Source organism: Pseudomonas eutrophicaquae (assembly GCF_023544715.1).
Classification (GTDB): domain Bacteria; phylum Pseudomonadota; class Gammaproteobacteria; order Pseudomonadales; family Pseudomonadaceae; genus Geopseudomonas.
Window position 1 is genome coordinate 137,559 of the sequence record NZ_JAMJEZ010000004.1, and the last position, 10,827, is coordinate 148,385.

Genomic DNA, 10,827 nt, shown 5'->3' on the forward strand with positions numbered 1-10,827 from the left:
AGCGGCGGCCAGCAAAGGCTCAGGTAAAAAACGACGGAACCCGCCGCAGCGGGTTCCGGTGACAACGCCCAGACGAGGCGATCAGCGCTCCAGCAGGATACGCAGCATGCGGCGCAGCGGCTCGGCGGCGCCCCACAGCAACTGATCACCCACGGTGAAGGCGCCCAGATACTGCGAGCCCATATTCAGCTTGCGCAGACGACCCACCGGCACGCTCAGGGTGCCGGTGACAGCGGTCGGGCTCAGCTCACGCATGCTCGCCTCGCGCTGGTTGGGCACCAGTTTGACCCACGGATTGTGCTGGCTGATCAGGTTCTCGATGTCGGCCAGCGGCACGTCCTTGTTCAGCTTGATAGTCAGCGCCTGGCTGTGGCAACGCATCGCACCGACGCGCACGCAGATGCCATCGACCGGGATCGGGCTCTTGTTGCGGCCAAGAATCTTGTTGGTCTCGGCCTGTGCCTTCCACTCTTCGCGGCTCTGCCCGTTGGGCAGCTCCTTGTCGATGTAGGGAATCAGGCTGCCGGCCAGCGGCACGCCGAAGTTGTCCACCGGAAACTCGGCACTGCGCTGCAGCTCAGCGACCTTGCGGTCGATGTCGAGGATCGCGCTGGCCGGATTGGCCAGATCGTCCGCCACGCCAGCATGAATGGTGCCCATCTGCTTGATCAGCTCGCGCATGTTCTGCGCACCGGCGCCGGAGGCTGCCTGATAGGTCATGGCGCTCATCCACTCGACCAGGCCGGCTTCGTACAGGCCGCCGAGGGCCATCAGCATCAGGCTAACGGTGCAGTTGCCGCCGATGTAGTTCTTCACCCCGGCATCCAGCGACTGGTCGATGACCTTGCGGTTGACCGGATCGAGGATGATCACCGCATCATCGGCCATGCGCAGGCTGGAGGCGGCATCGATCCAGTAGCCCTGCCAGCCGGCCTCACGCAGCTTGGGGAAGACCTCGCTGGTGTAGTCGCCACCCTGGCAGGTGAGAATCACGTCGAGGGTCTTCAGCTCGTCGATGCTGTAGGCATCCTTGAGCGGGGCAATGTCCTTGCCAATGGCAGGGCCCTGGCCACCTACGTTGGAGGTGGTGAAGAACACCGGCTCGATCAGGTCGAAATCACGCTCTTCCAGCATCCGCTGCATGAGCACGGAACCGACCATACCGCGCCAACCGACAAGACCAACACGCTTCATCGCAACTACACCTTTGTTGAAAAAGTGGGGCCGCTACCCGGCGGCAGCGGCCCGACAGATTACAGATTCCGCAGCGCGGCGACTACCGCATCGCCCATCTCGCGGGTACCGACCTTCTGGCAGCCTTCCGACCAGATATCCCCGGTGCGCAGGCCCTGATCCAGCACCTTGCCGACTGCATGCTCGATGGCATCCGCCGCCACGACTTCACCGAAGCTGTAGCGCAGCATCATCGACACCGAGAGGATGGTCGCCAGCGGGTTGGCGATGCCCTGGCCGGCGATGTCCGGGGCCGAGCCGTGGCACGGCTCGTACATGCCCTTGTTGTTGGCGTCCAGCGAGGCCGACGGCAGCATGCCGATCGAGCCGGTGAGCATCGAGGCCTCGTCGGAGAGGATGTCGCCGAACATGTTATCGGTGACGATCACATCGAACTGCTTGGGCGCGCGGACCAACTGCATGGCAGCGTTGTCGACGTACATGTGGCTCAGCTCGACTTCCGGGTAATCCTTGGCCACTTCTTCGACCACGGCGCGCCACAGGCGGCTGGACTCCAGCACGTTGGCCTTGTCCACCGAGCAGAGCTTCTTGTTGCGCAGCATGGCCATGTCGAAGCCGACCTTGGCGATACGGCGGATCTCGCTCTCGCTGTACGGCAGGGTGTCGAAGGCCATGCGCTCGCCGTTCTCCAGTACGCGGCTCTCGCGCGGGCTGCCGAAGTAGATGCCGCCAGTCAGCTCGCGGACGATCAGGATGTCCAGGCCAGCAACGATTTCCGGCTTGAGAGTCGAGGCACCGGCCAGCTGCGGGTAGAGCAGCGCCGGGCGCAGGTTACCGAACAGACCCAGCTGCGAGCGGATTTTCAAGAGGCCCATTTCCGGACGCAGCGGACGGTCGAGGTTGTCCCACTGCGGGCCACCGACGGCGCCGAGCAGGATGGCGTCGGCGGTGCGGGCACGCGCCAGGGTCTCGTCGGCCAGCGGGCTACCGTATTTCTCATAGGCCGCGCCGCCCAGCTCGTCGTAGCTCAGCTCGACATTCAGGCTGTACTTGTCGTTGGCGACTTCCAGCACCTTGACCGCTTCGGCGACGATTTCCGGACCGATACCGTCGCCCGGGAGAACCAGAATTTGCTTGCTCATTGCTTGTCCTTGAAGGTGGTAGCCGGGGCGCGGACGCTGCCCGCCCCGGCGAAAAAGGGATTACTTGATCGCGCCGAACAGCCAGGGGCTGCTCTGCTGGTGCTTGGCCTCGAAGGCGCGGATCGCCTCGGCGTCCTGCAGGGTCAGGCCGATGTCGTCCAGACCGTTGAGCAGGCAGTGCTTGCGGAACGGGTCGATCTCAAAATTCAGCACCTTGCCGTCCGGACGGGTCACGGTCTGCGCGGCGAGATCCACGGTCAGCTGGTAGCCTTCGGCCGCCTCGCACTGCTTGAACAGCTCATCGACTTCCGCTTCCGCCAGGATGATCGGCAGCAGGCCGTTCTTGAAGCTGTTGTTGAAGAAGATGTCGGCGTAGCTCGGTGCGATGATGGTACGGAAGCCGTACTCTTCCAGCGCCCAGGGGGCGTGCTCGCGGGAGGAACCGCAGCCAAAGTTCTCGCGGGCCAGCAGCACGCTGGCGCCCTGGTAGCGCGGAAAGTTCAGTACGAAGTCCTGATTCACCGGACGCTGGGAGCAGTCCTGGTTCGGCTGGCCGACGTCCAGATAGCGCCACTCATCGAACAGGTTCGGGCCGAAGCCGGTGCGCTTGATCGATTTCAGGAACTGCTTGGGAATGATCTGGTCGGTGTCGACGTTGGCGCGATCCAGCGGGCAGACCAGGCCGGTGTGTTGGGTAAAGGCTTTCATTCGCTCGTTCCTCAGTTCAGCAGCTCGCGCACATCGACGAAGTGGCCGGTCACCGCCGCGGCGGCAGCCATGGCCGGGCTGACCAGATGGGTACGCCCGCCGGCGCCCTGACGGCCTTCGAAGTTGCGGTTGGAGGTGGAGGCGCAGTGCTCGCCGCTCTCCAGGCGGTCCGGGTTCATCGCCAGACACATGGAGCAGCCCGGCTCGCGCCACTCGAAGCCCGCCTCGATGAAGATCTTGTCCAGCCCCTCGGCCTCGGCTTGCGCCTTGACCAGGCCGGAGCCCGGCACCACCAGCGCCTGCTTGACGGTGGCGGCGACCTTGCGGCCCTTGGCCACCTCGGCGGCAGAGCGCAGGTCCTCGATCCGCGAGTTGGTGCAGGAGCCGATGAACACGCGATCCAGCTTGATCTCGGTGATCGGCTGGTCGGCGGAGAGGCCCATGTACTTGAGGGCGCGGACGATGGAGTCGCGCTTGACCGGATCGGCTTCGTTGGCCGGATTCGGCACCCTGGCGTCGACCGGCAGCACCATCTCCGGCGAGGTGCCCCAGCTGACCTGCGGCTTGATCTCTTCGGCCTTCAGCTCGACCACGGTGTCGAACACCGCATCGGCGTCGGAGACCAGACCCTGCCACTGCGCGACGGCCTTGTCCCAGTCGGCGCCCTTGGGCGCGAAGGTGCGGCCTTCGACGTAGGCGATGGTCTTCTCGTCCACGGCGACCAGACCGACGCGGGCGCCGGCCTCGATGGCCATGTTGCAGAGGGTCATGCGGCCTTCCATCGACAGATCGCGGATCGCGCTGCCGGCGAACTCCAGGGCATGGCCGTTGCCGCCGGCGGTGCCGATCTTGCCGATGATCGCCAGCACGATGTCCTTGGCGGTGACGCCGGCGGGCGGCTGGCCCTCGACGCGCACCTGCATGTTCTTCATCTTCTTCGCCACCAGGCACTGGGTCGCCAACACATGCTCGACCTCGGAGGTGCCGATGCCGTGGGCCAGCGCGCCGAAGGCACCGTGGGTGGAGGTGTGCGAGTCACCGCAGACCACGGTCATCCCCGGCAGGGTGGCGCCCTGCTCCGGGCCGACCACGTGGACGATGCCCTGGCGCACGTCGTTCATCTTGAACTCGAGGATGCCGAAGTCGTCGCAGTTCTCGTCGAGGGTCTGCACCTGCAGGCGCGACACCTCGTCGTGGATCGACTCCAGGCCGCCCTGGCGCTCGGCCTTGGTGGTCGGCACGTTGTGGTCCGGGGTGGCGATGTTGGCGTCGACGCGCCACGGCTTGCGGCCGGCCAGGCGCAGGCCCTCGAAGGCCTGCGGCGAGGTCACTTCGTGGAGGATCTGGCGGTCGATGTAGATCAGCGCCGAACCATCGTCGCGCTGCTTGACCAGGTGCATGTCCCAGAGCTTGTCGTAAAGCGTCTTGCCGGCCACGGGGTATTCCTCATCGGTGGTTTCGCGTATGCGGATGTGCAGTGCGGTCGAGACCTGCCTGCCACCCTATGCCCACAGGGCTTGTGCGGTCGATCCTAGGGACTTGCCACCGATGAAGCAAATTCATATTTTTCATGCTTTGGATAACCCGATGGAATCCGAACATGGATCTGGCCAGCCTCGACACCTTCATCGCCATCGCCGAGACCGGTAGCTTCTCGGCCGCCGGCGAGCGCCTGCATCTGACCCAGCCGGCGGTCAGCAAGCGCATCGCCGCGCTGGAGCAGCAGCTCGACGCCCGGCTGTTCGACCGCATCGGCCGCGAGGTCAGCCTGACCGAGGCCGGCCGCGCCCTGCTGCCGCGCGCCCGCCAGGTCCGCAGCGTGCTGGACGACACCCGCCGCGCGCTGAGCAACCTGAGCGGCGCCGTCGGCGGCCAGCTGACGCTGGCGACCAGCCACCATATCGGTCTGCATCGCCTACCGCCGCTGCTGCGCGCCTTTACCCGCGCCCACCCGCAGGTGGCGCTGGATATCCGCTTTCTCGATTCCGAAGTGGCTTATGAGGAGGTGCTGCACGGGCGCACTGAACTGGCGGTGATCACCCTCGCCCCACAGACCGCCGCACCGGTGCGCGCGTTGCCGGTGTGGGAGGACCCGCTGGATTTTGTCGCCGCGCCCGAGCACCCGCTGGCCCACGGCGGCGCGCTGAATCTCGCCGAGGTGGCGCAGCATGCCGCGGTGTTCCCCGGCGAAAACACCTTCACCCACCATATCGTCCAGCAGTTGTTCGAGCAGGCCGGGCTCAGGCCCAACGTGAGCATGAGCACTAACTACCTGGAGACCATCAAGATGCTGGTATCGATCGGCATCGCCTGGAGCGTGCTGCCGCGCACCATGCTCGACGAGCAGGTGACGCGCCTGCCGCTCTCGGGCATCCAGCTGAGCCGCCAGCTCGGCTACATCGTGCACACTGAGCGCACGCTGTCGAATGCGGCGCAGGCGTTCATGCAGTTGCTGGATGCCGCCGGCACTGCAGCCTCCGCCGCGTGAGGCGGATCAGCGCGGCGCCGGCTACGGCGCCGGCACACCGAACAACGCATCCAGCCGCTCGCAGTCATTGTCGCGGCGGATGCTGTCGAACAGCACTTGGGCCTCGGGATAGCTGCGGGTCAGCATCGCCAGCCACTGCTTGAGCCGCCCCGGAGCGTAGCGCGGCGCCAGCTTATCGCGCGCCCTGGCCCAGAAGCGCCGCAGCAGCGGCTGCAATTCGGCCCAGCCGAGCGGCTCGAGGGTGTGCCCCGCCGCAGCGGCGGCGATCTGCCGGGCGAGGTCCGGGCGTGAGACCAGCCCGCGGCCGAGCATGATGTGCTCGGCGCCACTTACCGCACGGCAGCGCTGCCAGTCCTCGACCGTCCAGATCTCGCCGTTGGCATACACGGGGATGTCGACCACCTCCTGCACCCGCGCCACCCACTCCCAGTGCGCCGGCGGCTTGTAGCCATCCTGCTTGGTGCGCGCATGCACCACCAGCATCGCCGCACCGCCTGCGGCCAGGGCGCGGGCGCAATCCAACGCGGCGTCCGGGCTGTCGTAACCCAGGCGCATCTTGGCGGTCACCGGTACGTTGTGCGGGGTGCTACGGCGTACTTCGCGGACGATGGCGTGCAGCAGCTCCGGCTCCTTGAGCAGCACCGCACCGCCGCGCGACTTGTTGACCGTCTTGGCCGGGCAGCCGAAGTTGAGGTCGATCACCGGCGCGCCGAGGCTTGCGGCCAGCGCGGCGTTGTCGCCCAGACAGACCGGATCGGAACCCAGCAATTGCAGGCGCATCGGCGTACCGCACGCGGTGCGCCAGCCCTGCTCCAGCTCAGGCGCCAGCTTGCGAAAACTGGCGCGCGGCAACAGGCGATCACTGACCCGCACGAACTCACTGACGCACCAGTCGACACCACCGACCTCGGTGAGCAGTTCGCGGAGGATGTCATCGACAAGCCCCTCCATGGGGGCCAGGGCAATCTGCACGGGAGCACTCCGATCAGGATCAAAGAATCGCCCGGGGGCGACGGCGCGGCATTCTAGCAGCGCCATCACCCGACGAGGGGGTGGCTGGTCGCGCGGGCGCAGCGGCCGGTAAAGTATGGCGCGACAGCCGCTTCTATCCGCCGCCCCTCTCGTCTCAGGAAATCGCCATGTCCCGACAGCCCGATATTCTCTACCTCTCCCACGGCGGTGGCCCGCTGCCGCTGCTGGGTGAGCCCGGCCACCAGAAGCTGGTCGAGTACCTGCAGCAACTGGCCGCACAGCTGCCGCGCCCCAAAGCCATTCTGGTGATCAGCGCCCACTGGGAAGCGCCCTGCGCCACCGTGGGCGCCGCCTGCACGCCGGGGCTGATCTACGACTACTACGGCTTTGCCCCCGAGGCTTATCAGCTCGAATACCCCTGCCCCGGTGAGCCAGCGCTGGCCGGGCGAGTGCACGCGGCGCTCGCGGCGGCGGGCCTGCCAGTGGCGCAGGATGAACAGCGCGGCCTCGATCATGGGGTGTTTGTGCCGCTGATGCTGATGTACCCGCAGGCCGACATTCCCTGCCTGCAGCTGTCGCTGGTCGACACCCTGGAGGCCGATCTGCACCTGCGCCTCGGCGAGGCGCTGCGGGCGCTGGATGAAGAGGCGCTGCTGGTGATCGGCTCGGGCTTCTCCTTCCACAACATGCGCGCCTTTTTCAGTGACCGCAGCGACACGGCGCACAGCGCCAATCTCGCCTTTGACGCCTGGCTGCACGAGACTTGTACCAGCCAAAATCTGGATGAGCCCCAGCGCCGCACGCGCCTGCAGCACTGGGAGCAAGCCCCCCATGCGCGCTTCTGCCACCCGCGTGAGGAGCATCTGCTGCCGCTGCAGGTCTGCTATGGCCTGGCCGGACGGGCCTGCGATGAGGCGCACAGCCTGACGGTACTCGGCCGCAAAGCGGCGATGTTTCTGTGGCGCGGCTGACCGGCAGAGCGATCAGGCCTCAAGGCTGGCCGACAGCAGGCAGGCCTCGGCAGCCAGCTGGGTGATCTGATCCCAGGCCCGGGCGCGCACCAGGCTGGGCGGCGCCACCCAAGTGCCACCGACGCAGGCCACATTCGGCAGGCGCAGAAAATTCATCAGGTTATCGGCATGGATGCCGCCGGTCGGGCAGAAACGGATCCCGCTGAACGGCTCCTTGAAGCTCTTGAGCAGCTTGACGCTGGTTTCGCCGTTGGCCGGAAACAGCTTCAGCGAGCGGTAGCCCTTTTCCAGGGCGAACAGCACCTCGGAGGGGGTCATGACCCCCGGCAGATACGGCAGACCAATACGATCGGCCGCCGCGGCCAGCTGCTCGGTACATCCCGGGCTGACCATGAACTGCGCACCGGCATCGCGGGCCTCGGCAAACTGCGCAGCATGGATGAGCGTGCCGGCACCGACCAGCAGCTCGGGCAGCTCGCGGCGGATGGCACTCAGCGCCTCCAGCGCACGCGGGGTGCGCAGGGTGACTTCCAGCACCTCAATCCCCCCGGCCGCCAGCGCCCGGGCCAGATCGACCGCCAGATTCGCATCTTCGATGACCAGTACCGGCAACACCGGCCGGGCGCGGTCGAGTACTTCATCCATGGTCAGGCCCATGTTCAATGCTCTCCAGTGAGGATCGAGCCACCCTGATCGGCAGGGCTGGCCAGGCGGCGCTGCAGGCTGAACAGCTCAAGACCAAAACCTGCCGCCAGCGGCTCATGGTGGGTGACCGGCTCGCGGGCCGACCATTCTTCTGCCGCAAGCTGCACCGCCAGGGTGCCGCGCCGGACATCGAGCTCGACGATATCACCGTCGCGCAGTTTTGCCAGTGCCCCGCCGCAGGCCGCCTCGGGGGTGACATGCAGCGCAGCGGCGACCTGCCCGGAGGCCCCCGACAGGCGCCCATCGGTGACCAGCGCCACCCGCTGCCCCGCCGCCTGCAGATTGGCCAGCAGGGGCATCAGCTTGTGCAACTCGGGCATACCGTTGGCGCGCGGCCCCTGAAAACGTACCACCAGCACCAGATCACCCTGCAACAGACCGGCCTGATAGGCGTGCTGCACGCTGGCTTCGTCACGGAAAATCCGTGCCGGCGCGCGAATATGCCAGAACGCCGGATCCAGCGCCGAAGTCTTGAGCTGGGCCCGCCCGAGGTTACCCTGCAGCAGCACCAGGCCGCCCTCAGCGGCAAATGGCTGGCTATAGGTGCGCACGATATCGGGGGCGGGGCTGTCCGGCGGCAGCGCGCGCCAGGCCAGCTCGCCCGCCTCAAGGCAGGCCTCGCGGGTGTACGCGGCCAGTCCTTCGCCGGCCACGGTCGCTACCTCAGCATGCAAAAGCCCGGCCTGCAGCAGCTCACGCAGGACCCACGCCGGCCCACCGGCAGCCTGGAACTGGTTCACATCGGCCTGACCATTGGGGTAGACCCGCGCCAGCAGCGGCACCACGCGAGACAACGCGGCGAAATCCTCCCAGGTCAGCTCGAACCCGGCTGCGCGGGCAATCGCGGGCAGGTGCAGGCCATGGTTGGTCGAGCCGCCACTGGCCAGCAGGGCCACCACGGCATTGACCAACACCCGCGCGTCGATCTGTTGCCCCAGTGGCAACCAGCGCTCGCCCTGACGGCTGTTGCGAGCCACCAGCCGCGCCGCTTCACGGGTCAACAGCGGGCGCAGCGGCGAGTCGGGGGGCACAAAGGCACTGCCCGGCACATGCAGGCCCATGGCCTCCATCAGCAGCTGATTGGTATTGGCGGTGCCGTAGAAGGTGCAGGTACCGGCGCCGTGATAGGCGCCCAGTTCAGCCGCCAGCAGCTCCTCGCGAGTGGCCTCGCCGCGGGCATAACGCTGGCGCACCGCAGCCTTTTCCCCGTTCGAAAGCCCCGAAGCCATCGGCCCGGACGGCACAAACACCGCCGGCAGATGCCCAAAGCTCAGCGCGCCGATCAACAGCCCCGGGACGATCTTGTCGCAGACGCCCAAGTACAGCCCGCCGTCGAAGATGCCATGCGTCAGGCCGATGGCCGTGGCCTGGGCGATCAGATCGCGGGAAAACAGCGACAGCTGCATGCCGGGCTCACCCTGGGTGATGCCGTCGCACATGGCCGGAACGCCCGCCGCAAACTGCGCCGTGGCGCCGACTTCAGCCAGCGCCTGACGCAGCTGTACCGGGTAGTGCTGCAGGGGGGCGTGGGCGGACAGCAGATCGTTGTAGCTGGAGAGGATGGCGATGTGCGGGGCACCGCCCTGGCGCAGGATCAATCGTGCATCGGATGCCTGCGCGGCCAATGCATGGGCCAGATTCGAGCACCCCAGTTGCTGGCGAGGTTCGCGCTGCAGAGCAGACTCCAGGCGCTGCAGGTAGCGGGTGCGGCGCTCGCGGGAGCGCTCGATAAGCCGGGCAGTGACCGACTCGACGACAGGATGCAGCATGGCAGTTCCTAGCAGATTCGGGACGCGGGCCAGTCTAGCAGCCGGACTGCCCTCAGGGTGCCCAGTAGATCTGCAGACGCCCGGCCGCAGCGCTCATCAGCGCCGCCACAGGCAGCGACGCAGCCTCACCGCGCTGCACGGCCTCCAGCAGACGGCGCTTGGCTTCACCAAAGACCAGCAGCCCCAGCCACTGGCTGTTTAACAGCAGACTCAGATTGACGCTCAGGCGCTGACGGGGCTCGCTCGGTGCAACGCCCGGTAGCGCGCCGGGCATAGCCTGTGGATCCAGCGCCTCCGCAAGCGCTGGCATGGCCGGAAACAGCGAAGCGATGTGGCCATCCTCTCCCATGCCCAGCAGTGCACCCTGCAGTGGCAGCCAGGCCCGCAGGTGCACACACCAGCACTGCGCCGCCTCTTCGGGCGTTCTGCCTTGACGGGGATCGAGCAACTGGGCCTCGGGCAAGGCGTGCTGCAGCAGATGCAGATTGCTGGCGGGATCTTCTGCAGTCACCCAGCGCTCGTCCGTCGGTGAGAGCTGCACCTGCGCCCAGTCGAGCGGCTGGCACGCCAGCTCTGCCAGTAACAATCCCGGCGTCTGTCCGCCGGGCAGCAGCAGGCGAGCGGGCATGCCGCTGGACAGCGCCTGTTGTAACTGTTGTGTCAGCACACCGGCCAGCTGCTGGCTGCAGTGGGTGCGATCGGCATAACAATGCCATTGCGCATCAGGCATGTTCAGATCCTGCACAGACAAAAAAGCCCCCGCATTGCTGCGGAGGCTTTCAGGTACCACGCGAGTGGCTGATATGGCGTCCCCTAGGGGACTCGAACCCCTGTTACCGCCGTGAAAGGGCGGTGTCCTAGGCCACTAGACGAAGGGG

The 10,827-nt window shown here is 66.7% G+C and carries 10 protein-coding genes; 2 read left to right on the forward strand and 8 right to left on the reverse strand.

The features are described 5' to 3' along the window. Positions 1-81: 81 nt before the first annotated feature. From asd to leuC, 4 genes are read right to left on the reverse strand one after another with little or no spacing between them, the layout of a single operon-like run. On the reverse strand, positions 82-1,194 hold the full coding sequence (asd, locus tag MXC11_RS03290; protein WP_250005218.1) for an aspartate-semialdehyde dehydrogenase: 1,113 nt from the start codon (positions 1,192-1,194) through the stop codon (positions 82-84). Between the two features lie 59 nt (positions 1,195-1,253). After that, complete coding sequence (leuB, locus tag MXC11_RS03295; RefSeq protein ID WP_250005220.1) at positions 1,254-2,336, reverse strand: 3-isopropylmalate dehydrogenase; 1,083 nt, start codon at positions 2,334-2,336, stop codon at positions 1,254-1,256. Positions 2,337-2,396: 60 nt separating this feature from the next. Continuing rightward, complete coding sequence (gene leuD, locus MXC11_RS03300) at positions 2,397-3,044, reverse strand: 3-isopropylmalate dehydratase small subunit (protein WP_250005224.1); 648 nt, start codon at positions 3,042-3,044, stop codon at positions 2,397-2,399. An 11-nt stretch (positions 3,045-3,055) separates the two neighbouring features. Then, complete coding sequence (gene leuC, locus MXC11_RS03305) at positions 3,056-4,480, reverse strand: 3-isopropylmalate dehydratase large subunit (RefSeq protein WP_250005227.1); 1,425 nt, start codon at positions 4,478-4,480, stop codon at positions 3,056-3,058. Between the two features lie 164 nt (positions 4,481-4,644). On the opposite strand from leuC, the gene MXC11_RS03310 reads away from it, so the two are divergent. Beyond that, positions 4,645-5,532, forward strand: a complete 888-nt coding sequence (locus tag MXC11_RS03310) for a LysR family transcriptional regulator (protein WP_250005230.1) — start codon at positions 4,645-4,647, stop codon at positions 5,530-5,532. A gap of 21 nt (positions 5,533-5,553) precedes the next feature. On the opposite strand, the gene MXC11_RS03315 is transcribed toward MXC11_RS03310, so the two are convergent. Beyond that, the gene (locus MXC11_RS03315) at positions 5,554-6,504 is read right to left on the reverse strand and encodes a tRNA dihydrouridine synthase (protein WP_250005233.1); all 951 of its coding nucleotides are present in this window, start codon (positions 6,502-6,504) and stop codon (positions 5,554-5,556) included. 167 nt (positions 6,505-6,671) lie between these two features. Here MXC11_RS03315 and MXC11_RS03320 point away from each other — a divergent pair, with 167 nt between their 5' ends. Further along, entirely contained in the window at positions 6,672-7,475 is an 804-nt protein-coding gene (locus MXC11_RS03320; protein WP_250005237.1) for a DODA-type extradiol aromatic ring-opening family dioxygenase, read from the forward strand. Between the two features lie 12 nt (positions 7,476-7,487). Here the strand turns inward: MXC11_RS03320 and MXC11_RS03325 are convergent, their stop codons facing one another. Genes MXC11_RS03325 through MXC11_RS03335 form a run of 3 tightly spaced genes read right to left on the reverse strand, consistent with a single transcriptional unit; the run spans position 7,488 to position 10,679 of the window. Then, positions 7,488-8,132 (reverse strand): bifunctional 4-hydroxy-2-oxoglutarate aldolase/2-dehydro-3-deoxy-phosphogluconate aldolase, encoded by a 645-nt coding sequence (locus MXC11_RS03325; protein WP_250005239.1) that lies wholly within the window; start codon positions 8,130-8,132, stop codon positions 7,488-7,490. 2 nt (positions 8,133-8,134) lie between these two features. Then, positions 8,135-9,946, reverse strand: a complete 1,812-nt coding sequence (gene edd / locus MXC11_RS03330) for a phosphogluconate dehydratase (protein WP_250005265.1) — start codon at positions 9,944-9,946, stop codon at positions 8,135-8,137. A 55-nt stretch (positions 9,947-10,001) separates the two neighbouring features. Next, on the reverse strand, positions 10,002-10,679 hold the full coding sequence (locus MXC11_RS03335) for a 6-phosphogluconolactonase (RefSeq protein WP_250005242.1): 678 nt from the start codon (positions 10,677-10,679) through the stop codon (positions 10,002-10,004). Between the last annotated feature and the right edge of the window lie 148 nt (positions 10,680-10,827).